The sequence below is a fragment of the Spirillospora sp. NPDC052242 genome, from assembly GCF_040679555.1.
Lineage (GTDB): Bacteria > Actinomycetota > Actinomycetes > Streptosporangiales > Streptosporangiaceae > Spirillospora.
The window spans coordinates 36,055-58,639 of record NZ_JBFAUZ010000025.1 but is presented as its reverse complement, the minus strand read 5'-3'; the positions used below and the strand labels follow the sequence as shown (position 1 = coordinate 58,639).

The window sequence follows — 22,585 nt, the reverse complement described above, 5'->3', positions numbered from 1 at the left end:
CCGACGTCCGAGTGCGGCGTGCGGCCTCGTCCTCGGCGTGACCGACGTCACACCCGTGTCAACACCTTTTCCCGGGATCCGCGGGATCACAAGAGGTGAACGGCAAACAACGCGAATCCGTCGCGAACGAAACGCGACGAACCGGAGGGAACCGGTCGCCCGAGGTCCGCCCCGCGGGCCGCGCCGGACGCACGTCCGGGCGGGTGCGGGACGAACACGGAGCGCGCCGGGGCGCACTACGATGGGCGCGCTGCGGGAGCCCGCGGGGGGCCTTCACCAGACACACGAGAACGGACGGCGATGCTCAACAAACTGAGGCCCGCGCTCGGGCGAGTCCTGACGCCCATCGGGCAGGCGGTCGCGCGGACGGGGGTCTCGCCCAACGCCATCACCATCATCGGTACCGCCGGCGTGGCCGCCGGCGCCCTCGTGCTGTTCCCGCGCGGCGAGTTCTTCTGGGGCACGATGGTGATCACCGCCTTCGTGCTGTTCGACATGCTCGACGGCGCGGTCGCCCGCGTCACCGGGAAGATCTCCCGCTTCGGCGCCTTCCTGGACTCCACGATGGACCGGGTCGCCGACGCCGCGATCTTCTCCGGGCTGATGATCGGCCTGTACCGGGACGGGCAGGAGGCCCTCGCGGGCGTCGCGCTCTACTGCCTGGTGTCCGGGGTCGTCGTCTCCTACGCCAAGGCCCGCGCCGAGGGACTCGGCTACACCTGCAACGTCGGCATCGCCGAGCGCGCCGAGCGGCTCATCGTCGCGCTCGTCGCCGCCGGCTTCTCCGGCCTCGGCGTCCCCTACATCCTGGCCGTCGCGCTGTGGGCGCTGGCGGCGCTCAGCACCGTCACGGTCGGGCAGCGGTTCGCGACCGTCTACGCCCAGGCGAAGGCCGACCCCGCGCCCGTCCCGCCGGGCGGCGAGCCCGCCGAACCCACCGAACCCACCGAGCCCGCCGCGGGCGGTGCGACCGCCGCCGACCGGCCGGACGACGCCCCCCGGCGCGGCGGCGACGGCCCCGGCGCGCGGGCCGCCGCGAACGCCGGCGCGGAGCGGCGACGATGAAGGTCCCGTACCGCGACGAGGCGGCGGACGCCGCCTACGCGATCGGCTGGACGGTCGTCCGCAAGATGCCCGAGCGGGCGGCGCGGCTGGCGTTCACCGCCATCGCCGACCGCACCTGGCACCGGTACGGCGCCGGGGTGCGGCAGCTCGAGCGGAACCTGTGCCGCGTCCTCGGCAAGGACGCCGTCGACGACGAGGTCCGCGTCCTCAGCAAGAAGGTCATGCGGTCCTACTTCCGCTACTGGCTGGAGGTCTTCCGGCTCCCCGAGTACGACCGGGAGCGGATCGTCGGGAAGATGCGCGTCACCGGCGAGAAGAAGATCTTCGCGAACCTCGAGGCGGGACGGGGCGTGATCCTCGCCCTCCCGCACATGGGCAACTACGAGCACGCCGGCGCCTGGCTCGTCCACCAGGGGCACCCCTTCACGACCGTCGCCGAACGGCTCAGGCCCGAGTCGCTGTTCGACCGGTTCGTCGAGTTCCGGGAGGGGCTCGGCATGGAGGTCCTCGCGCACAAGGGCGCCTCCGCCTACGGCCGGATGGCGCGGCGGCTGCGCGAAGGACGCCCGGTCTGCCTCGTCGTCGACCGCGACCTCACCGACAGCGGCGTGGACGTCGAGTTCTTCGGCGCGACCGCCCGCATGCCCGCCGTGTCCGCCGCCCTCGCGATCCAGACCGGCGCCGCGCTGATCCCCGTCACGCTGTGGTACGAAGGGGAGTACTGGGCGGCGCGCGTGCACGAGGAGATCCCCGTGCCCGCCGAGGGCGCCAGACAGGAGAAGATCCGCGCCATGACCCAGGAGCTCGCGGGCGTCTTCGAGGAGGGCATCGCCGCCCACCCCGAAGACTGGCACATGCTGCAGAAGGTGTGGCTGGACGACCTGCCGGGGAGCCCGGCGGAGGCACCCCGATGAGGGTCGGCATCGTCTGCCCCTACACCTGGAACGTCCCGGGCGGCGTCCAGCGGCACATCGCCGACCTCGCCGAGGCGCTGATCGCCCTCGGCCACACCGTCTCGGTGATCACCCCGGCCGACGACGACGCCGACCTGCCCCCGTACGCGGTCCCGGCCGGGCGCGCCGTCCCCGTCCCCTACAACGGCTCGGTCGCGCGGCTGGCGTTCGGGTTCCTGTCGTCCGGCCGCGTCCGGCGGTGGATCCACGACGGCGGCTTCGACGTCCTGCACGTGCACGAACCGGCCGCCCCCTCGCTCGGGCTGCTGGCCTGCTGGGCGGCGGACGGCCCGATCGTCGGCACGTTCCACGCGTCCTACGAGAAGTCCCGCGTGGTGTCGGTCACCGCCCCGATCCTGCAGAGCGCACTGGAGAAGATCACCGGGCGGATCGCGGTGTCGGAGGCGGCCCGCACCACGCTCGTCGAGCACCTCGGCGGCGACGCCGTCCTCATCCCCAACGGGGTCGCCACCGAGCGGTACGCGATGGCCGACCCGCTGCCCGGCTGGCCCGGCCGCGCCGACGGCTCCGGGGACGGCTCCGGCGAGCAGGCGATCGGCTTCCTCGGCCGCATGGACGAGCCCCGCAAGGGCCTGCCGGTGCTGCTGCGCGCCTTCGAGATCCTCGGCCGCGCCCGCCCCCGCCTGCGGCTGCTGATCGCCGGGCCGGGCGACGCCGACGACGTCCTGTCCCGCGTCTCCCCGGAACTGCGCGACCGGGTCGTCCTGCTCGGCATGGTCAGCGAGGAGGACAAGGTCCGCGCCTACCACTCGGTGGACGTCTTCGTCGCGCCGAACACCGGCGGGGAGAGCTTCGGGATCGTCCTCGCCGAGGCGATGGCGGCGGGCGCCCCCATCCTCGCCAGCGACATCGAGGCGTTCGACCGGGTGCTGCGCGGCGGCCGCGCCGGGGCGCTGTTCCCCACCGGCGACCACGAGGCCCTCGCCGCGGCGGCCGCCGACCTGCTCGACGATCCGGCCCGCCGCAAGCAGCTGTCCGCGGAGGCCCGCGCCGCCGTCCGCGACTACGACTGGTCGGCCGTCGCCCGCGACGTGCTGAGGGTGTACGAGACCGTCTCCCTCGGCCACGCCGGCGTCGTCGAGTCCGGGCCCGGGGCCTAGGGGAGCGTCGGATGCCCGACTGGATCATCGACGTCCTGTTCTGGATCGCCGTCGCGTTCCTGCTCGCCGTGTACGTGTCCTGGCGCGCGACCCGCCTCGACCGGCTGCACGTCCGCGTCGAGACGGCCCGCGCCGCGCTCGACGCCGCGCTCGTCCGGCGGGCGGCCGCCGCCCTCGAGCTCGCGGCGTCCCGGCTGCTGGACCCCGCGACCAGCCTGGTCCTCGCCACCGCCGCGCACGAGGCCCGCACCGCCGACGCCGAGCACCGCGAGTTCGCCGAGAGCGACCTGTCGCGGGCGCTGCGCGCCGTCGTCGACCAGCCCGGCTTCGTCGACGCCCTCACCGGCCGCGGCGACGGGGACGGCAGGGCGGTGCTGGAGGAACTGTCCTCCTCCGCCGCGAAGGTCGCCTACGCCCGCCGCTTCTACAACGACGCGGTCTCGCAGGCCCGCATCGCGCGCCGCAAGCTCCTGATCCGGGCGCTGCGGCTCGCCGGGCGGGCCCCGCTGCCCGGCTTCTTCGAGATCGACGACGACCCGCCCGGCATCTGACCGGGGACGCACCGGCCGGACGACCGGACGTCCGGACGCGCCGCCCGGACGGGGCACGGCGCGCGCTTCGCTACCCTCTGGCGCAGATCTCGCGAAGGAGGGGTCAGCGTGCGCACTTCCCGAGGCGGCACCGCCGCCGGCCGGACGGCCGCGGGGATCGGGGCGCTCGTCGCGGCCGCCGCGCTCGCCGCGTGCTCCGGCGGGGACGGGGGCCGGCGGGCCGAACCGCCGAGCGCGCCGGGCGGCCGGGACGGCGCCGGGACGTCCGCGAGCCCCGGCCTGCCGTACCACCCGTTCGACGGCGGCACCGACGGCCCGCGCGGCCCGGTCCTCGCCGTGAAGATCGCGAACACCGAGGCGGCGCTGCCGCAGTCCGGCGTCCGGGACGCCGACATCGTCTACGTCGGGCAGGTCGAGGGCGGCGAGACCCGGCTGATGACGGTGTATTCGTCGAAGCTGCCCGAACGCGTCGGGCCCGTCCGCAGCGCCCGGATCTCCGACCTGTCGATCCTGGCGCAGTTCGGGCGGCCCGCGTTCGCCTTCTCCGGCGTCCAGAGCAAGATGAAGAAGGACGTCCGGCAGGCGCCCTCCTACGACGTCTCCCAGGAGAACGGCGGATCCGCCTACTTCCGGGCGGGACCGAAACCGATTCCGTACAACCTCTACGCCGACCCGCGCGACCTGCTGAAACTCGCTCCCGAGGCCACCGGTCCGCGCGACATCGGCTTCCGCTTCGGGCCGGCCCCGGCAGGCGGCGAGCCGACGAAGTCGTTCACCGCGCAGTGGCCCTCGGCGACCATGGGCTTCACCTGGTCGGCCGAGGAGAAGCGCTGGCTCGCGAGCTTCGACGGCCGTCCCGACGTCGCCGCCGAGGGCGGCAGGCTCGGCGGCGCCACGATCGTCGTCCAGTACGCGAAGACGACGCGCTCGAAGTTCCACGACTCCCTCGGCCACTACACGCCGCTGATCCGGACGACCGGTACCGGTCGCGCGCTCGTCCTGCGCGACGGCAAGGGGTACGACGCCCGCTGGTCACGGCCGTCCGAAGGGCAGGGGACGACCTTCACCACCGCGGACGGGAAGCCGATGACGTTCGCGCCCGGCCAGGTCTGGGTCGTGCTGGTCAACGAGGGCGGCCCCGTCATCCCCTGAGGACGCGCCCGTTCGCCGGGGCCGCGCCGCTCGACGGAAGGCCCGGAAACGCGCGTCCGGCCACGGATCCGACGACCTGTAAACCGGACGTCCCTCGCGTTGACGGTCTGCCGGGTCCAGAGGCGGCACAAGCAGGCAATATCATGGAAAGCGACTAGTCGTTCGCTCACGTGAGGATTTGCCCGTGTCCACTTCCAGCCCCGCTTCCCAGAACACCGCGCCGGAGACCGGGACCGCCCGGGTCAAGCGCGGCATGGCGGAGATGCTCAAGGGCGGCGTGATCATGGACGTCGTCACGCCCGAGCAGGCGAAGATCGCCGAAGACGCCGGCGCCGTCGCCGTGATGGCCCTCGAGCGGGTCCCCGCCGACATCCGCGCCGAGGGCGGCATCTCCCGGATGAGCGACCCGGACATGATCGACGGGATCATCAGCGCCGTGTCGATCCCGGTCATGGCCAAGGCCCGCATCGGCCACTTCGTCGAGGCGCAGGTGCTGCAGGCGCTCGGCGTCGACTACATCGACGAGTCCGAGGTGCTCACCCCCGCCGACTACGAGAACCACATCGACAAGTTCGCGTTCACCGTCCCGTTCGTGTGCGGCGCGACCAACCTCGGCGAGGCGCTGCGCCGCATCACCGAGGGCGCCGCGATGATCCGCTCCAAGGGCGAGGCGGGCACCGGCGACGTCTCCAACGCCACCACCCACATGCGCCAGATCCGGCAGCAGATCCGCAGGCTGCAGACCCTGCCCGAGGACGAGCTGTACGTGGCGGCCAAGGAGCTGCAGGCGCCCTACGAGCTGGTCAAGGAGGTCGCGCAGGCCGGGAAGCTGCCCGTCGTGCTGTTCACCGCCGGGGGCATCGCCACGCCCGCCGACGCCGCCATGATGATGCAGCTCGGCGCCGAGGGCGTCTTCGTCGGGTCCGGGATCTTCAAGTCCGGCAACCCCGCCCAGCGCGCCGAGGCGATCGTGAAGGCCACCACCTTCCACGACGACCCCGAGGTCATCGCCAAGGTCTCCCGCGGCCTCGGCGACGCGATGGTCGGCATCAACGTCGCGTCCCTCGGCGAGGACCAGAAGTTCGCCGGCCGCGGCTGGTGACCCGCTGACCCGCTGACCGGCCCGGAGGCGATCGCCGCACGGCGATCGCCTCCGGCCCCTCCACAGCGCGTCATTCCGGGGTTACGCTTGCGGCGCGGCCGGTGCGGGACCGGGCGCACGGCGCGATCCCGCGGGCGGTGCCCGGCCGCGGGAGGGGAGAGCATGGCTTGGTCGGTCGCGCTGGCCTGTGCGAGCGCCGGGGAACCCGCCGACGTCTTCCGCCCCGGCCTGGAACCCGATCCGGACGCCGCCGCGCGCATCGCCCGCGGCCTGCACCCGGCGGGCGCCCTCACCGCGACCGGCGACACCGTCCTCGACTTCGCCCTCTGGCCCTACGAGGACGAACTGTTCGTCGGGGCCTTCGGCGCCGCCCGCGCCGAGCGGGCGCTGCTGGTGTGCGACCGCCGGCTGTTCCGCCTCGACGACGATGCCCGCCGCGTCGCCGACGCCACCGCCGCCGCGCTGCCCGGCGCCCGCTGCGGCGTGCTCGTCCTGCACAGCGTCGTCCGCGGCTGCTGGTTCCGCTGGTACGAGGACGCCGAGCTGCGCCGGGACGTCTTCCTCACCGCCGACGACGGCGTCATCGTCGACCAGGGCGCCCGGCTCCCCGCCGAGCGCCCGTTCTGGCACGCCCTCGACGCCGGCGCCCCGGACGTCCCGCTGCCGTTCGACCCCGAGGAGTTCGGGCTCGCGCTCGCCGCCGCCCACATGTTCGGCCGCGGCATCGCCGACCGCGGCAAGGACGGCTTCCTGCCCCTGGAACTGCCCCTGCGCCGCTTCAAGCTCGGCGCCCGCGACCGCGCCGGAACCGGCGACGCCCGGTGACGCGGAGGGCCCGCGCCGGGAAGACGCGCGCCTGACCGGGGCGTTGGACAAAGCGTCCAGACGACGGAACGTCTAGGGTTGGTCCGTCCGCATCCCCCGGAAGGTTCATTTGTGACTGCCGTACCGACCATCGGCGTCCTGGCCCTGCAGGGCGACGTGCGCGAGCACGCACGCGCCCTCGAACAGGCCGGGGCCCGAACCCTGAACGTGCGCCGCGCCGCGGAGCTGGAGCGGGTCGACGGACTCGTCCTGCCCGGCGGGGAGTCCACCGCCATCTGGCGGCTGGCCCGCGCGTTCGACCTGCTGGAGCCGCTCCGCAAGCGGATCGAGGCGGGCATGCCCGCCTACGGCTCCTGCGCCGGCATGATCATGCTGGCCGACCGCATCCGCGACGGCGCGGCCGGCCAGGAGACCATCGGCGGGATCGACATGACCGTGCGGCGCAACGCCTTCGGCCGGCAGGTCGACTCGTTCGAGTCCGACGTGCCGCTGGCCGGGATGGGCGACACGCCGTACCACGCCGTATTCATCCGCGCCCCCTGGGTGGAGTCCACCGGCGACGCCGTCGAGATCATCGGCCGCGCCGAGGGCGGTCCGAACGCCGGTAGGATCGTCGCCGTCCGCCAGGGCCGGCTGATGGCCACCGCGTTCCACCCGGAGCTGACGGGCGACTTCCGCGTGCACCACTACTTCGCCGATCTGGTGCGCCGGGCGATGGTTGAGGAGGATTGAGATGTCCGGCCATTCCAAATGGGCGACGACCAAGCACAAGAAGGCGGCCCTCGACGCCAAGCGGGGCAAGCTCTTCGCGAAGCTGATCAAGAACATCGAGGTGGCGGCCCGCACGGGCGGCGGCGACCCCGACGCCAACCCCACCCTGTACGACGCCATCTACAAGGCGAAGAAGAACTCGGTCCCCAACGACAACATCGAGCGCGCGCGCAAGCGCGGCGCCGGTGAGGAGGCCGGGGGCGCCGACTGGCAGAACATCACCTACGAGGGCTACGCGCCCGGCGGCGTCGCGGTGCTCATCGAGTGCCTCACCGACAACCGCAACCGCGCCGCCTCCGAGGTCCGCGTCGCGCTGACCCGCAACGGCGGCTCCCTCGCCGACCCGGGCTCGGTGTCGTACATGTTCAACCGCAAGGGCGTCGTGATCGTCCCGAAGAACGGCACCAGCGAGGACGACGTGATGATGGCCGTCCTCGACGCCGGCGCCGAGGAGGTCAACGAGCTCGACGAGGAGAACTTCGAGGTCGTCAGCGAGGCCGGTGACCTCGTCGCCGTCCGCACCGCCCTCCAGGAGGCCGGGATCGACTACGAGTCGGCGGAGAGCAAGTTCCTGCCGAGCGTCACGGTCCCCCTCGACGAGGAGAACGCGAAGAAGGTCTTCCGCCTGCTCGACGCCCTCGAGGACAGCGACGACGTCCAGGACGTCTACGCGAACTTCGACGTCCCCGACGACGTCCTCGCCGCCTTGGACTAGTTCCGAGGAGCGGCGCCCGCAGCCTGATCGCGGTGCTCCCGGACGCCGCCGCGCACCCGACCGCGCGGCGGCGTTCGCGCGTCCCCTCGGGAGCGGCCCCGCGGGCGTGCCCGTCCGGTGACACACGCGGGCGGGCGCTGCGCGATGTCGGCGCGGATTGGTAGCGTTGGCGGCCCGAACAGATGATCGAGAGGGGCGGCCGTGCGGGTGATGGGGGTGGACCCCGGGCTCACCCGGTGCGGGGTCGGCGTCGTCGACGGCGCCCCGGGCAGGCCGCTCCGGCTGGTGCACGTGTCGGTCGTCCGCACCGGCCCCGACGAGGACCACGCTTTGCGGCTGCTCGGCGTCGAGCGGGGCATCGAGGCCCTCATGGACGAGCTGCGCCCCGAGGCCGTCGCCGTGGAGCGGGTGTTCTCGCAGCACAACGTGCGGACCGTCATGGGCACCGCGCAGGCCGCCGGCATCGCGATGCTCGCCGCCGCGCGCCGCGGCCTGCCGGTCGCCCTGCACACCCCCAGCGAGGCCAAGGCGGCCGTCACCGGCAACGGCCGCGCCGACAAGGCGCAGGTGACGAAGATGGTGACGCGGCTGCTCGCGCTCGACGCGGCGCCGAAGCCCGCCGACGCGGCCGACGCGCTCGCCCTCGCCATCTGCCACGTGTGGCGCGGCGGGGCGGCGCGGCAGCCCGCGCACGCGTACCGGTCGCGGATCGAGGAGGCGGCCCGGGCCGAACGCGAACGGCTCGCCGCCCGCAGAACAGGAGGGACCGTCCAGTGATCGCCTTCGTCAGCGGCGAGGTGGCCGCCGCCGGACCCGACGGCGCGGTGATCGACGTGCACGGCGTCGGCTTCGCGGTGCAGTGCACCCCCGCCACGCTGGCCGGGCTGCGCGTCGGCGACAAGGCCCGGGTGCCCACGTCGCTGGTCGTCCGGGAGGACTCCCTGACCCTCTTCGGGTTCGCCGACGACGACGAGCGGGCGGTGTTCGAGCTGCTGCAGACCGCGAGCGGCGTCGGTCCCCGGCTCGCGCTGGCGATGCTGGCGGTGCACACCCCGAACGCGCTCCGCCGGGCCGTCGCCGCCGAGGACCTCACCGCCCTCACCAAGGTGCCCGGCATCGGGAAGAAGGGCGCGCAGCGCATCGTGCTCGAACTGAAGGACCGCCTCGGCGGCCCGGTCGGCGACGGCGCCGACGACGTCCGGGCGCCCGTCCGGGCCGAACCGTGGCGGGAGCAGGTGCAGATGGGCCTGATCAACCTCGGCTGGTCGGCCAAGGACGCCGACGCGGCCGTGGACGCGGTCGCCGCCGACCTCGACGGCGCGGAGACGCCGCCCGTCGCGACCCTGCTGAAGTCGGCCCTGAAGAAGCTGAGCAAGTGAGCGAGGACGAGCGGCTCGTCTCGGCGGCCGCCGACGGGTCCGAGGAGCAGGTCATCGAGGCCGCGCTGCGGCCGAAGAAGCTCGGCGACTTCGTCGGGCAGGAACGGGTCCGCGAGCAGCTCGCGCTGGTGCTGCACGGCGCGCTCGGGCGCGGCCGGACGCCCGACCACGTGCTGCTGTCCGGCGGGCCCGGCCTCGGCAAGACCACCCTCGCGATGATCATCGCGGCGGAGCTGGGGCAGCCGCTGCGGATCTCCTCCGGCCCCGCCATCGAGCGGGCCGGCGACCTGGCGGCCGTCCTGTCGACGCTGGCGGAGGGCGAGGTCCTGTTCATCGACGAGATCCACCGGCTGGCGCGGCCCGCCGAGGAGATGCTCTACATGGCGATGGAGGACTTCCGCGTCGACGTCGTGGTCGGCAAGGGGCCCGGCGCGACCGCGATCCCCCTCGACATCGCCCCGTTCACCCTGGTGGGGGCCACGACCCGCGCCGGGATGCTGCCGGGCCCCCTGCGCGACCGGTTCGGGTTCACCGCCCACATGGACTTCTACGAGCCCGCCGAACTGGAGATCATCGTCCGGCGCTCGGCGGGCCTGTTGGGCGTGGAGATCACCGATGAGGCCGCCGCGGAGGTCGCCGGGCGCGCCCGCGGCACGCCCCGCATCGCGAACCGGCTGCTGCGCCGCGTCCGCGACTACGCCGAGGTGCGCGGCGACGGCACCGTCACCCGGGAATCGGCGCGGACGGCGCTGTCGTTGTACGAGGTGGACGAACGAGGTCTCGACCGGCTCGACCGCGCCGTGCTCGGATCCCTGCTGCGCAAGTTCGGCGGCGGCCCCGTGGGGTTGTCGACGCTGGCCGTCGCGGTGGGGGAGGAGCCGGAGACGGTCGAGGTGGTCGCGGAGCCGTTCCTGGTGAGGCAGGGTCTGCTGGCCCGGACGCCGCGCGGCCGGGTAGCGACCGGCGCCGCGTGGGCGCATCTCGGGCTGACCCCGCCGCCGACGGCGCCGCTGGCCGGGACCCTGTTCGACCTGGACGACGACGCCGATCGGCCGCAATAGTGATCATCGGGTAACGGGTTGGGAACTTCCCGGCAGCACCGATCGTCACGTCGTTGCCGGGGCCTGGCGTAATCTCTAGACTCCGGGACCTGGTTCACCGTCTTCCAGCCGACGGTTCCAATGATGTGGACGATCCGGTCACGGGCTGGGCAATCGACACCGGAAGGATGCCCCAGTAATGGGCGGCGACATGATCATCGCGGCGGAGTCGGGCGGCAGCGGGGCTTTCAACCTCCTGCTCCTGCTGGCCATTCCGCTGGTCTTCTACTTTCTCCTCATCCGGCCGCAGAACAAGCGGCGCAAGGAGCAGCTGCAGATGGAGAGCAATCTGCAGCCGGGCACGCGCGTGATGACGACCAGCGGCATGCGCGCCACCGTGCTGTCGGTGGACGACGACGGCGTGCTGCTGGAGATCGCGCCCGGCGTCGAGGTGAGCTTCGTCAAGCAGGCCGTCATGCGGGTCCTCCAGGACGACGACGCCAAGGGCGCCGGCGCCGAGGAGCTCGAACTGGACGAGGACGACGACGCCGACGACGCCGAGCGCGACGGCGACGCGGTCGACCTCACCAAGGACGACGCCGACGACGCCGGCACCGACGACGAGGCCGAGGCGAAGGCCGGTGCGAAGGCCGGGCGGAAGTCCTCCGACTGACGCCCCCTCCAGCACCGAATCGAGACGGGAAGTAAGACGACAAGTGGCTCCCCCTAGAAACGTCCCCAAGCCGGGACGCACCCTCCTCGCGCTCTTCGCGATCCTGGTGATCCTGGCAGGAACGGCGGTTCTGCAGGGGGCCACGACCCCCAAGCTCGGGCTCGACCTCGCGGGCGGGACGACCGTGACGCTGTCGGCGAAGACGCCGAACGGCGAGACCCCGCCCACCGAGCAGATGGACCAGGCCGTCAAGATCATGACCCAGCGGGTCAACGGCCTGGGCGTCTCGGACGCCGAGGTGCAGAAGCAGGGCGGCGACAACATCGTCGTCAACGTCCCGGGGGCGGGCCAGAACCGCGTCGTCAACATGATCGGCACGACCGCGAAACTGCAGTTCCGGCAGGTGTTCGCGGCCGCGGACGGACGTCCGGCGACGGGGGCCTCCCCGTCGCCGTCGCCGTCCGCGAGCGGAGGCGAACGCGCCGACCGAGGAAACGGGGATCGCGGCGACCAGGACGGGGAGGCGAGCCCGTCGCCCTCTGCCTCGGCGTCCGCCGGCACGCCGACGCCCTCGTCCTCGCCCTCCTCCTCCGCGGCGCCGCGCGGCCGCGCCGCGTCCGGGGCGCTGACCGCGCCCACCCCCGCGAAGACCGCCTCCCCGTCGCCGTCCGGGTCCGCCGGGACGTCCGCGTCGCCCGAACCGTCCGCGTCGCCCGAGGGCTCCGGCTCGTCCGGTGCGACGGACCCGTCGGCCCTCTACCCGGGCGTCCAGGACCAGGCCGTCGTCAAGCAGTTCGAGCAGCTCGACTGCTACAACGGCGACCGCCGCGCCCCCGGCTCCAACGATCCCAACCGGCAGTGGGTCGTCGCCTGCGACGAGGACGCCGAGAACGGCCAGGTCACCAAGTACATCCTCGGCCCCGTCCGGGTGCTCGGCGAGAACGTCGACGGCGCCGAGGCGGTCCCGCCGAACGCCCAGCAGGGGCAGCCCAGCTGGTCGGTCTCCCTCGACTTCGACGGCAAGGGCGCCGACCAGTTCGGGCAGGTCACCACCGAGGCCTACGGCGCCTACCAGCAGGACCCCACCTCCGCGCAGGCGCAGATCGCGATCGTCCTGGACGGCCAGGTCGTCTCCGCGCCCGCCATCAACCAGGGCCCGATCACCGGCGGCACCGCCAGCATCGACGGCCCGCCCGAGAGCTTCGACCAGCAGTACGCCACCGACCTCGCCAACGTGCTCAAGTACGGGGCGCTGCCGCTGGAGTTCGAGCAGAGCTCCATCGACGAGGTCTCGTCCACGCTCGGCTCCGACCAGCTCACCGGCGGCCTGATCGCCGGCGCCATCGGCCTCGTGCTCGTGGTCGTCTACTGCATGATCTACTACCGGGGCCTCGGCCTGGTCGCGGTCTCCAGCCTCGCGGTCGCCTCCGTGATCACCTACCTGGCGGTGGTGATCCTCGGCGAGAACATGGGCTTCCGGCTGTCGCTGCCGCACATCATCGGCCTGATCGTGTCGATCGGCATCACCGCCGACTCCTTCATCGTCTACTTCGAGCGGCTGCGGGACGAACTCCGCGCGGGCCGCAAGCTCCGGCCGTCCGTCGAGACGGCATGGAAGCGCGCCCGCCGCACGATCCTCGTCGCCGACGCGGTGACGTTCCTCGCCGCGCTCGTGCTGTACTTCCTCGCGGTCGGCGGCGTCGCCGGGTTCGCGTTCGCGATGGGGCTGACCACCCTCATCGACGTGATCGTGGTGTTCTTCTTCACCAAGCCGCTGGTGGCGGTGCTGTCGCGCACCAAGTTCTTCGGGCGGGGCCATCCGCTGTCCGGGGTCGACGCCAGGCGGTTGCGCCGCGACCCCGGGTCCGCGCCGGGGTCCGCCACCGCCCGTCCGACGAGCCAGGAGGCCTGAGCCATGGCGACGCGTGCGATCATCTCCCGGATCTACCGGGGCGAGGTCAGTGCCGACATCGTCGGCCGGCCGAAGCTGTGGTACTCGATCTCCGGGCTCCTGCTCGTCCTGTCCATCGCCGGCCTGGTCGTGCAGGGCCTGAACTTCGGCGTGGAGTTCAAGGGCGGTTCGGTCTTCACCTTCCAGGCGCCGAGCGCGTCGATCGAGCAGGTGCGCGGCGCCGTCGCCGACGGCGGCGCCCACCAGACGATCGTGCAGGAGTCCGGCGACAAGTGGCGGGTGACCACCGAGAGCATGTCGTCGGCCGAGGTCACCGAGGTCAAGCAGAGCGTCACCGAGCGGCTCGGCGTCCCGGGGGAGAAGGTCAGCACCCAGGTGGTCGGCGCCTCCTGGGGCGGTGAGATCCAGTCGAAGGCGTGGCAGGCCCTCGCCGTCTTCATGGTGCTGATCATCCTGTACCTGTCCATCGCGTTCGAGTGGCGGATGGCGGCGGCCGCGGTCGTCGCCCTCGTCCACGACCTGGTGATCACCGCGGGCGTCTACGCCTGGTCCGGGTTCGAGGTGACCCCGGCCACGCTGCTGGGCTTCCTGACGATCCTCGGGTACTCGCTGTACGACGCGGTCGTGGTGTTCGACATGATCAAGGAGGTCACCAAGCCGCTCGGCCCGACCTCCAAGATCACCTACAGCCAGGCCGCGAACACGGCGCTCGCCAGCACGCTCGTCCGGTCCCTGAACACCTCGCTGGTGGCGATCCTGCCGGTGGCGGCGATCCTGTTCATCGGGACGACGCTGTTCGGCGCGGGCACGCTGAAGGACCTGTCGCTCGCGCTGTTCGTCGGCATGATCGTCGGGACGTACTCGTCGCTGTGCGTCGCGACGCCGCTGCTGGTGCAGCTGAAGGAGCGCGAGCCCAAGTTCCGGGAGATCCGGGCGAACATCGCGCGCCGCGAGGCCAGCGCGAAGCGGAAGTCGAAGACGGTCGCCAAGGTGAAGGCGACGGCGGGCGCGCCCGGCGGCGACGGCGACGCGGACGAGGGCTCCGGCGACGACGACGTCCCGGACGGCGGCGGGGACGACGCCCCGGCGAAGCCCGCCGAGGACGTCGCGAAGCCGGTCACCGTGCGCAAGGTCGTGCAGTCGGGTCAGCGGCAGCAGCCAAGGCGCGGCACGCGCCAGCAGCGCCGCGGCAGGTGACGGCGGGCCGCGCGGGCGGCGAGCAGGGCCCTCAGGGGCGGCAGCAGGCAACGAACGTCTCAGGGGGACGAACGATGGTGGACCTCGGCAAGCTGATCGAGGAACGGATCCGCGACGTGGACGACTACCCGAAGCCGGGGGTCGTGTTCAAGGACATCACCCCGCTGCTGGCGGACCACGTCGCCTTCGCGGGCGTGGTGGACGCCATCGTCAACCACCATGGCCGCGGCACGATCGACAAGATCGTCGGGATCGAGGCGCGGGGCTTCATCCTCGCCGCCCCCGTCGCCTACCACTTCGGCGCGGGCTTCGTGCCCGTCCGCAAGAAGGGCAAACTGCCCGCGCGAACGCACGCCGCCACCTATGATCTCGAGTACGGGACGGAGACGATCGAGATCCACGCGGACGCCTTCGAGTCCGGCGACCGCGTCCTGATCGTCGACGACGTCCTGGCCACCGGCGGGACGGCGCGCGCCGCCGCCGACCTCGTACGGCGCTGCGGCGGCGAGGTGGTCGGCCTCTCCGTCCTGCTGGAGCTGTCGTTCCTGCACGGGCGCGACAAGGTCGGGAATCTCGACGTTCACTCGCTGGTTACCGTCTAACACGGAACGGGCGCCGGATACACTGGCGCAATCGAGCCCGGTGGGGACGGGCGCTCACCCGCGGGGCGGACGGCATGCGGCGCCCGCACGGACCGAGGAGGCTGAGTGCCCGGTGAGGTGGCATCGACCGGCGCGGTGAGCGAGGCCGCGGAGAAACCCGCGACCGGAGCCCGCCCCGCGACGCCGGCCGCCGGCGAGGCGGCCGCGGAGCGCGCGGTGCCCGCCGGCCCGCCCACCGAGCGCCCCGGCAACGCCCCCGCGGGCAACGCCCCCACCGGCCCCGCCTCGACCGGCGACGCCCCGCCCCGCACCCCGGAGAACGGGCCCGCGCCGGGCGCGGCCGCCGAGGGCGACGCGGCGAAGGACGCCGGCGCGGCCGGCGCCACCCCGGGCGGCACCGGGGGCGAGGCGAAGGCCCCCCGGCCGGGCCCCGCGTCCCACACCGAGGAGGACCCCGGCGACCGGGGCGCCTCCGCGACCACCACCGTCCCGCCGTCCGCCGCCCGGGTGCGCCGCAGGCTCGCACGGCTGGGCGCCCAGCGCGGAACCGCCATGAACCCGGTACTGGAACCACTGATCAAGACGGTCCGCAACACCCACCCGAAGGCGGACCTCCGGCTCATCGAACGCGCCTACGACGTCGCGGCGCACTACCACCGGCACCAGAAGCGCAAGAGCGGCGACCCCTACATCACCCATCCGCTCGCCGTCGCGACCATCCTCGCCGAGCTCGGCATGAACACCGAGACCCTCTGCGCGGCGCTGCTGCACGACACCGTCGAGGACACCCCCTACAGCCTGGACGAGCTCACCGCCGACTTCGGCGACGAGATCGCCGCGCTCGTCGACGGCGTCACCAAGCTCGACAAGGTCAAGTACGGCGAGGCCGCCGAGGCCGAGACCGTCCGCAAGATGGTCGTCGCGATGTCCCGCGACATCCGCGTCCTGGTGATCAAGCTCGGCGACCGGCTGCACAACATGCGCACCCTGCGCTACATGCCGCGGCACAAGCAGGAGAAGAAGGCCCGCGAGACCCTCGAGGTGTTCGCGCCGCTGGCGCACCGCCTCGGGATGAACACGCTGAAGTGGGAGCTGGAGGACCTCGCGTTCGCCACCCTGTACCCGAAGCGGTTCGACGAGATCGCCCGGCTGGTGTCCGAGCGCGCCCCGCGACGCGACGTCTACCTGCAGGAAGTGATCGAGAACGTCTCCACCGACCTGCGCGAGGCCCGCATCAAGGCCACCGTGACGGGACGGCCGAAGCACTACTACTCGATCTACCAGAAGATGATCGCCCGGGACGTCAGCTTCGACGACATCTACGACCTGGTCGGCATCCGGGTCCTGGTCGACAGCGTCCGCGACTGCTACGCCGCCCTCGGCTCGATCCACGCGCGATGGAACCCGGTCCCCGGCCGGTTCAAGGACTACATCGCGATGCCGAAGTTCAACATGTACCAGTCGCTGCACACCACGGTGATCGGGCCCGGCGGCAAGCCCGTCGAGCTGCAGATCCGCACGTGGGGGATGCACCGGCGCGCCGAGTACGGCGTCGCCGCGCACTGGAAGTACAAGGAGGAGACCGTCGGCGGCCGCCGCGCCGGCGACATGCAGTGGCTCCGGCAGCTCCTCGACTGGCAGAAGGAGACCGCCGACCCGGCCGAGTTCCTGGAGTCCCTCCGGTTCGACCTGTCGGTCTCCGAGGTGTTCGTCTTCACCCCGAAGGGCGACGTCATCGCGCTGCCGCAGGGCGCCACCCCGGTCGACTTCGCGTACGCGATCCACACCGAGGTCGGGCACCGCTGCATCGGCGCCCGCGTCAACGGGCGCCTCGTCCCCCTCGAGTCGACCCTCGACAACGGCGACACCGTCGAGGTGTTCACCTCCAAGTCGCAGGACGCCGGGCCCAGCCGCGACTGGCTCGGGTTCGTCAAGAGCGCCCGCGCCCGCAACAAGATCAAGCACTGGTTCTCCAAGGAGCGTCGCGACACCGCGATCGAGTCCGGCAAGGACGCCATCGCCCGCGCCATGCGCAAGCAGAACATGCCGCTGCAGCGCATGATGTCCGGGGAGGCGCTGCTCGCACTCGCCCGCGACATGCGCTACCCCGACGTGTCGTCGCTGTACGCCGCGGTCGGCGAGAGCCAGGTCTCGGCCCAGCACGTCGTGCAGCGCCTCGTGGACGCCCTCGGCGGCGTGGAGAGCGCCGAGGAGGACCTCGCCGAGATCGCGCTGCCGACCCGCCGCAAGCGGAACCGGCCCGCGGGCGACCCCGGCGTCGTCGTCGCCGACGACCCGGACGTGTGGGTGCGGCTGTCGCGCTGCTGCACGCCCGTCCCCGGGGACGAGATCGTCGGCTTCGTCACCCGCGGCCACGGCGTGTCGGTGCACCGCAGCGACTGCGCGAACGTCGAGAGCCTCCGCAGCCAGCCCGACCGGCTGATCGACGTCAAGTGGTCCCCGGGCGAGGACTCGGTCTTCCTCGTGGCGATCCAGGTCGAGGCGCTCGACCGGCCCCGGCTGCTGTCCGACGTCACCCGCGTGCTGTCCGACCAGCACGTCAACATCCTGTCGGCGTCGGTCACCACCACCCGCGACCGGGTCGCCGTCAGCCGCTTCACCTTCGAGATGGGCGACCCGAAGCACCTCGGGCACGTCCTGAAGGCCGTCCGCTCGATCGACGGCGTGTACGACGTCTACCGCGTGACGAGCGGCGCCACCCGCTGAGAAGGAAAGAGGGCGGTCGCCGTGACGGCGACCGCCCTCCGCCGTGCGTACCGGTCAGCCCTCGGCGGACTCGTCCTTGGGGATCACGTCGACGCCGGCCTCCTTGCGCTGCTGCGGCGTGATCGGCGTGGGCGCGGCGGTCAGCGGGTCGAACCCGGACGCGGCCTTCGGGAAGGCGATGACGTCGCGGATCGACTCCTGCCCGGCGAGCAGCATGACGACGCGGTCCCAGCCGAACGCGATGCCGCCGTGCGGGGGCGGGCCGAACTTGAACGCCTCCAGCAGGAAGCCGAACTTCGACTCGGCCTCCTCCTTGGACATGCCGAGGACGTCGAACACCCGCTGCTGCATCTCGGCCCGGTGGATACGGATCGAGCCGCCGCCGATCTCGTTGCCGTTCAGCACGAGGTCGTAGGCGTCGGCGAGCGCGGCGCCCGGGTCGTCCTGGAACGTGTCGGCGTACTCGGGCTTGGGCGCGGTGAACGGGTGGTGCACCGGCGTCCAGCCGATCTGCTCGCCCTTGTCGTCCTCGACCGGCTCGAACACCGGCGCGTCCACGACCCAGACGAACTCCCACGCGGACGCGTCGATCAGCTCGCAGCGGCGGCCGATCTCCAGCCGGGCGGCGCCCAGCAGCTCCTGCGTGGCGTGCCGCTTGCCCGCGCCGAAGAAGATCGCGTCGCCGGGGGACGCGCCGGTCTTAGCGGCGAGGCCGTCCTTCTCGGCGTCCGACAGGTTCTTGGCGACCGGCCCGCCGAGCGTTCCGTCGGGCTGGACGAGGACGTACGCGAGGCCGCGGGCGCCGCGGGCCTTCGCCCAGTCCTGCCAGGCGTCCAGCTCCTTGCGGGTCTGGGACGCGCCGCCGGGCATCACGACCGCGCCGACGTACGGGGCCTGGAACACCCGGAACGAGGTGTCGGCGAAGTACTCCGTCATGTCGGTCAGCTCGTTGCCGAACCGTAGGTCGGGCTTGTCCGAGCCGTACCGCGCCATGGCGTCGGCGTAGGTGATGTGGGGGATCGGCCGGGGGATCTCGTACCCGGCGATGTCCTTCCACAGCCGGGACACGAGGTCCTCGCCGACGCGCAGGACGTCGTCCTGGTCGACGAACGACATCTCGATGTCGATCTGGGTGAACTCCGGCTGCCGGTCGGCGCGGAAGTCCTCGTCGCGGTAGCAGCGGGCGATCTGGTAGTAGCGCTCCAGCCCGCCCACCATGAGCAGCTGCTTGAACAGCTGCGGCGACTGCGGCAGCGCGTACCAGTGGCCCGGCTTGAGCCGGACGGGCACGAGGAAGTCGCGGGCGCCCTCGGGCGTCGAGCGGGTCAGCGTCGGGGTCTCGACGTTGACGAAGCCGTGCTCGCGCATCACCTCGTGCGTGAGGAACGACGCCTCCGACCGGACGCGCATGGCGTGCGCCACCGCGTCCCGGCGGATGTCGAGGTAGCGGTACTTGAGCCGGATCTCCTCGTTGACGTTGACGTCGCCCTCGATGGGGAACGGCAGCGGCGCGGCCTCCGACAGCACCTCGATCGTCTCGGCGGCGACCTCGATGTCGCCGGTGGGCAGCTCGGGGTTCTCGTTGCCCTCCGGACGGATCCGGACCTCGCCGACGACCTTGACGCAGAACTCCGACCGCAGGTCGTGCGCCGCGTCCTCCTCCCGGAAGACGACCTGCGCGGTGCCGGACGCGTCCCGCAGGTCGATGAACGTGACGCCGCCGTGGTCGCGGCGGCGGGCCACCCAGCCGGCCAGCGTGACCTGCTGCCCGGCGTGCTCCCTGCGGAGCGTCCCCGCCTCGTGCGAGCGGATCATTTCGAAAGCCTCTCTTTCAACGTCGTGACGATGTCGGCGAGGGGGACGGCGTTCTGCTCGCCCGCGACCAGATCCTTGACCTGGGCGACGCCGTCCGCGATATCTCGATCGCCGAGGATCACGGCGTACCGGGCGCCGGACCGGTCCGCGTCCTTCATGGCGCCCTTCAGCTTCTTGCCGCCGAACGCCATGTCGGCGGCGACCCCGGCCCGGCGCAGCTCCGCGACCAGCGCGAACATGCGGCGCTCGGCGGCGTCGCCCAGCGGCACCCCGAACGCCTCGCAGCGCGGCCGGGCGGCGAACTCGGTGCCCTCGGCCTCCAGCGCGAGGATCGTCCGGTCCAGGCCGAGCCCGAACCCGATGCCGGGCAGCGGCGGGCCGCCGATGTCCTCCGACAGCCCGTCGTAGCGGCCGCCGCCGCCGATGCCCGACTGGGCGCCCAGCAGCGGGTGGTCGAACTCGTAGGTCGTCCGGGTGTAGTAGTCGAGGCCGCGCACCAGGGTGGGGGTGTCCTCCCACTCGATGCCGAGGTCGGCCAGCAGTTCCCGGACGGCGTCGTGGTGCGCCTTGCACGCCCCGCACAGGTGGTCGGCCATCAGCGGCGCGCCGGCGAGCTGCTCGCGGACCTGCGGGCGCTTGTCGTCCAGCACCCGCAGCGGGTTGATCTCGATGCGGGCGCGGGTCGCCTCGTCCAGGTCGAGGCCGCGCAGGAACTCCTGCAGCCGCGCCCGGTAGGCCGGACGGCACTCGCGGCAGCCGAGCGAGTTCAGCAGCAGCCGCACCCGCGTCAGGCCGAGGGAGCGGTACCAGTTCGCCGCGATCGCGATCGTCTCGGCGTCGACCCGCGGGTCCTCGCTGCCGATCGCCTCGAGGTCCAGCTGGTAGAACTGCCGGTAGCGGCCCTGCTGCGGGCGCTCGGCGCGGAACGCCGCACCGGTCGTCCACACCTTCACCGGCAGCGCGCCCTGCTTGTGCAGGCCGTTCTCCAGCACGCACCGCAGGACGGACGCGGTGAACTCGGGCCGCAGCGTCAGCGAGCGGCCGCCGCGGTCCTCGAACGTGTACATCTCCTTGGACACCACGTCGGTGGACTCGCCGACGCCGCGGCGGAACAGGTTGGTGTCCTCGAAGACGGCCAGTTCCAGATAGCCGTATCCGGCCAGCCGCGCCTGCTCGGCGAACGCCTCGCGGACCGCGTACAGCAGGTCCGCGCGCGGCGGGACGTATTCACTGACCCCTTTGGGGGCCTGAAAGCTCGAACTCATGATGTGTGAAGTTTCTAGAGTCCCTTGTGGGGCCCGTCGGCGGGCGCGGTGTCCGCGAGGAACGGATTGGTGGCGCGCTCGCGGCCGATTGTGGTCTGGGGGCCGTGGCCGGGCAGGACGGCGGTCTCGTCGGGCAGCGACAGGCACACCCGCGCCAGGCTGGCGAGGATCTGCTCGTGCGACCCGCCCGGCAGGTCGGTGCGGCCGATCGACCCGGCGAACAGCAGGTCCCCGGAGAACATGACGTCGGGGAGCTCCTGCGTGGCGGGCGTCCGGAAGGTCACCGACCCGGGCGTATGGCCCGGCGCGTGGTCCACGGTGAACCGGAGCCCGGCGAGCTCCAGCTCGGCGCCGTCGGCCAGTTCCCGCACGTCGTCCGGCTCGGTCAGCTCCAGCCCGCCGAACAGCTGCTGCCCGGGGCCGAGCGACAGCCCCTTGGCCGGATCGGTCAGCAGGTCCCGGTCGTCCGGATGGACGAACGCCGGCACGTCCTTCGCGCCGCACACCGGGGCCACCGACCACACGTGGTCGAGGTGACCGTGGGTCAGCAGCACCGCGACCGGCTTGAGCCGATGCTCGCGCAGGATCTCGTCGATGTCCGCCTCGGCGTCCTGGCCGGGGTCGATGATGACGCACTCCTCACCCGCGGCGGGCGCCACGACGTAGCAGTTCGCGGCGAACGATCCAGCGGGGAACCCGGCGACGAGCACGGACGTCCTTCCTTAGAACCATCTCGGTGGGCGTGTTCGAGGGTACCGGCGCGCCCGCGGCCACCGCGAACGAGATCCGCCGATCGCCGTGTCGCGGAGCGTGTTCCCGCGGGGCGGAAGGGTGACCTCGTTCCCCGGCGTCCGTTTTACGGCGCTTTTACGCGCCGGTACCGCTACTATGCGCTGCACGTTCACCTGATCACAGCGAAAGGGCATGGCCAGTGGCGGGGAAGGACCGCAAGAAGCAGCTCGCGCGGCAACGCTATGAGCGCCAGCAGCAGCGCCGGGCGGCAGAGGCGGCCAGGGCGCGCAGGCTGAAGGTGTTCGGCTCGGCCGCCGCGGTGGCGGTGATCGCGCTCGGCGGAGCGGGGATCTTCCTGTTCACCGGCGACGACGACCCGGCCGAGGCGAACGCCGCGCCGCCCGCGAACGGCGAGTGCGCGTACCCCGCGTCCGACGCGCCCGGCGCCCCCGAGGACCTCGGCACCCCGCCCGTGAAGCCGGCCCACACCGGCACGGTGAACGCGACCGTCAAGACGAACCAGGGCGACGTCGTCCTCCAGCTGGACGGCAAGAACGCGCCCTGCACCGTGAACTCGTTCGCGTTCCTGGCGGAGAAGAACTTCTATGACGACAGTCCTTGCCATCGGCTCACCAGCGGCGGGCTGAACGTCCTGCAGTGCGGCGACCCGACCGGCAAGGGGACGGGCGGCCCCGGCTACCGGTACGCCGACGAGAACCTCGACGGCGCGGCCTACGGCAAGGCCACCCTCGCCATGGCGAACTCGGGCCCCGACACCAACGGCAGCCAGTTCTTCATGGTCTACGGCGATTCGCAGCTCCCGCCCGACTACACCGTGTTCGGCAAGATCACCAAGGGTATGGACGTGCTGGAGAAGATCGCCGCGGGGGGCTCGGAGCCCGAGGGCGACGGCGCGCCCAAGAAGAAGGTCACGATCGAGGACGTCACGGTGGCCGCCGCGGCCGGGTGACCGGTATCAGCCGAACGG

General features: G+C 72.5%; 20 protein-coding genes and 1 pseudogene. 18 read left to right on the top strand and 3 right to left on the bottom strand.

Going from position 1 to position 22,585, the window contains the following annotated elements; genetic code table 11:
• Positions 1-300: 300 nt before the first annotated feature.
• The 17 genes and pseudogenes from pgsA to AB0L25_RS21280 all read left to right on the top strand — a co-directional run.
• Positions 301-921, top strand: a pseudogene (gene pgsA / locus AB0L25_RS21360) (phosphatidylinositol phosphate synthase); the annotation flags it as partial.
• A gap of 140 nt (positions 922-1,061) precedes the next feature.
• Positions 1,062-1,979 (top strand): phosphatidylinositol mannoside acyltransferase, encoded by a 918-nt coding sequence (locus tag AB0L25_RS21355; RefSeq protein ID WP_500174373.1) that lies wholly within the window; start codon positions 1,062-1,064, stop codon positions 1,977-1,979.
• Positions 1,976-3,139, top strand: a complete 1,164-nt coding sequence (locus AB0L25_RS21350; RefSeq protein ID WP_500174372.1) for a glycosyltransferase family 4 protein — start codon at positions 1,976-1,978, stop codon at positions 3,137-3,139. Before AB0L25_RS21355 ends, AB0L25_RS21350 begins: the two co-directional genes overlap by 4 nt.
• A gap of 11 nt (positions 3,140-3,150) precedes the next feature.
• Positions 3,151-3,690, top strand: a complete 540-nt coding sequence (locus tag AB0L25_RS21345) for a hypothetical protein (RefSeq protein ID WP_500174371.1) — start codon at positions 3,151-3,153, stop codon at positions 3,688-3,690.
• Between the two features lie 108 nt (positions 3,691-3,798).
• A complete protein-coding gene (locus AB0L25_RS21340; protein ID WP_500174370.1) occupies positions 3,799-4,842 on the top strand; it encodes a DUF3048 domain-containing protein in 1,044 nt (347 codons plus the stop codon).
• A gap of 184 nt (positions 4,843-5,026) precedes the next feature.
• The gene (gene pdxS, locus AB0L25_RS21335) at positions 5,027-5,944 is read left to right on the top strand and encodes a pyridoxal 5'-phosphate synthase lyase subunit PdxS (protein ID WP_500174369.1); all 918 of its coding nucleotides are present in this window, start codon (positions 5,027-5,029) and stop codon (positions 5,942-5,944) included.
• A 162-nt stretch (positions 5,945-6,106) separates the two neighbouring features.
• Positions 6,107-6,769, top strand: coding sequence for a DUF6928 family protein (locus AB0L25_RS21330; RefSeq protein ID WP_500174368.1), 663 nt, complete (start codon positions 6,107-6,109; stop codon positions 6,767-6,769).
• A gap of 111 nt (positions 6,770-6,880) precedes the next feature.
• Entirely contained in the window at positions 6,881-7,501 is a 621-nt protein-coding gene (pdxT, locus tag AB0L25_RS21325) for a pyridoxal 5'-phosphate synthase glutaminase subunit PdxT (RefSeq protein ID WP_500174367.1), read from the top strand.
• A gap of 1 nt (position 7,502) precedes the next feature.
• Positions 7,503-8,255, top strand: coding sequence for a YebC/PmpR family DNA-binding transcriptional regulator (locus AB0L25_RS21320; protein WP_500174366.1), 753 nt, complete (start codon positions 7,503-7,505; stop codon positions 8,253-8,255).
• A 201-nt stretch (positions 8,256-8,456) separates the two neighbouring features.
• On the top strand, positions 8,457-9,032 hold the full coding sequence (ruvC, locus tag AB0L25_RS21315; protein ID WP_500174365.1) for a crossover junction endodeoxyribonuclease RuvC: 576 nt from the start codon (positions 8,457-8,459) through the stop codon (positions 9,030-9,032).
• The gene (gene ruvA, locus AB0L25_RS21310; RefSeq protein WP_500174364.1) at positions 9,029-9,634 is read left to right on the top strand and encodes a Holliday junction branch migration protein RuvA; all 606 of its coding nucleotides are present in this window, start codon (positions 9,029-9,031) and stop codon (positions 9,632-9,634) included. Before ruvC ends, ruvA begins: the two co-directional genes overlap by 4 nt.
• A complete protein-coding gene (gene ruvB / locus AB0L25_RS21305) occupies positions 9,631-10,695 on the top strand; it encodes a Holliday junction branch migration DNA helicase RuvB (protein WP_500174363.1) in 1,065 nt (354 codons plus the stop codon). Before ruvA ends, ruvB begins: the two co-directional genes overlap by 4 nt.
• A 178-nt stretch (positions 10,696-10,873) precedes the next feature.
• On the top strand, positions 10,874-11,347 hold the full coding sequence (gene yajC / locus AB0L25_RS21300) for a preprotein translocase subunit YajC (RefSeq protein WP_500174362.1): 474 nt from the start codon (positions 10,874-10,876) through the stop codon (positions 11,345-11,347).
• A 43-nt stretch (positions 11,348-11,390) separates the two neighbouring features.
• Entirely contained in the window at positions 11,391-13,259 is a 1,869-nt protein-coding gene (secD, locus tag AB0L25_RS21295; protein ID WP_500174361.1) for a protein translocase subunit SecD, read from the top strand.
• A gap of 3 nt (positions 13,260-13,262) precedes the next feature.
• Positions 13,263-14,456, top strand: a complete 1,194-nt coding sequence (gene secF, locus AB0L25_RS21290) for a protein translocase subunit SecF (RefSeq protein WP_500174360.1) — start codon at positions 13,263-13,265, stop codon at positions 14,454-14,456.
• 74 nt (positions 14,457-14,530) lie between these two features.
• Positions 14,531-15,058, top strand: coding sequence for an adenine phosphoribosyltransferase (locus AB0L25_RS21285; RefSeq protein WP_192761937.1), 528 nt, complete (start codon positions 14,531-14,533; stop codon positions 15,056-15,058).
• Positions 15,059-15,610: 552 nt separating this feature from the next.
• Entirely contained in the window at positions 15,611-17,785 is a 2,175-nt protein-coding gene (locus AB0L25_RS21280) for a RelA/SpoT family protein (RefSeq protein WP_500174439.1), read from the top strand.
• 54 nt (positions 17,786-17,839) lie between these two features.
• Here AB0L25_RS21280 and aspS read toward each other — a convergent pair whose 3' ends face one another.
• From aspS to AB0L25_RS21265, 3 genes are read right to left on the bottom strand one after another with little or no spacing between them, the layout of a single operon-like run.
• Entirely contained in the window at positions 17,840-19,600 is a 1,761-nt protein-coding gene (aspS, locus tag AB0L25_RS21275; protein WP_500174359.1) for an aspartate--tRNA ligase, read from the bottom strand.
• Positions 19,597-20,865 (bottom strand): histidine--tRNA ligase, encoded by a 1,269-nt coding sequence (gene hisS, locus AB0L25_RS21270; protein WP_500174358.1) that lies wholly within the window; start codon positions 20,863-20,865, stop codon positions 19,597-19,599. The genes aspS and hisS overlap by 4 nt, the downstream gene beginning before the upstream one ends.
• A 14-nt stretch (positions 20,866-20,879) precedes the next feature.
• On the bottom strand, positions 20,880-21,575 hold the full coding sequence (locus AB0L25_RS21265; protein WP_500174357.1) for an MBL fold metallo-hydrolase: 696 nt from the start codon (positions 21,573-21,575) through the stop codon (positions 20,880-20,882).
• 221 nt (positions 21,576-21,796) lie between these two features.
• On the opposite strand from AB0L25_RS21265, the gene AB0L25_RS21260 reads away from it, so the two are divergent.
• Positions 21,797-22,567: a peptidylprolyl isomerase gene (locus tag AB0L25_RS21260; RefSeq protein WP_500174356.1), complete on the top strand. Its 771-nt coding sequence runs from the start codon at positions 21,797-21,799 to the stop codon at positions 22,565-22,567.
• The last annotated feature ends 18 nt before the right edge of the window (positions 22,568-22,585 follow it).

Bases quoted from the DNA above. Each gene is read 5' to 3' on its own strand.
- AB0L25_RS21320 (WP_500174366.1), top strand. From the start codon at position 7,503: ATGTCCGGCCATTCCAAATGGGCGACGACCAAGCACAAGAAGGCGGCC.
- AB0L25_RS21330 (WP_500174368.1), top strand. From the start codon at position 6,107: ATGGCTTGGTCGGTCGCGCTGGCCTGTGCGAGCGCCGGGGAACCCGCC.
- AB0L25_RS21345 (WP_500174371.1), top strand. From the start codon at position 3,151: ATGCCCGACTGGATCATCGACGTCCTGTTCTGGATCGCCGTCGCGTTC.
- AB0L25_RS21280 (WP_500174439.1), top strand. From the start codon at position 15,611: ATGAACCCGGTACTGGAACCACTGATCAAGACGGTCCGCAACACCCAC.
- secF (WP_500174360.1), top strand. From the start codon at position 13,263: ATGGCGACGCGTGCGATCATCTCCCGGATCTACCGGGGCGAGGTCAGT.
- aspS (WP_500174359.1), bottom strand. From the start codon at position 19,600: ATGATCCGCTCGCACGAGGCGGGGACGCTCCGCAGGGAGCACGCCGGG.
- AB0L25_RS21350 (WP_500174372.1), top strand. From the start codon at position 1,976: ATGAGGGTCGGCATCGTCTGCCCCTACACCTGGAACGTCCCGGGCGGC.
- AB0L25_RS21285 (WP_192761937.1), top strand. From the start codon at position 14,531: ATGGTGGACCTCGGCAAGCTGATCGAGGAACGGATCCGCGACGTGGAC.
- yajC (WP_500174362.1), top strand. From the start codon at position 10,874: ATGGGCGGCGACATGATCATCGCGGCGGAGTCGGGCGGCAGCGGGGCT.
- AB0L25_RS21355 (WP_500174373.1), top strand. From the start codon at position 1,062: ATGAAGGTCCCGTACCGCGACGAGGCGGCGGACGCCGCCTACGCGATC.
- hisS (WP_500174358.1), bottom strand. From the start codon at position 20,865: ATGAGTTCGAGCTTTCAGGCCCCCAAAGGGGTCAGTGAATACGTCCCG.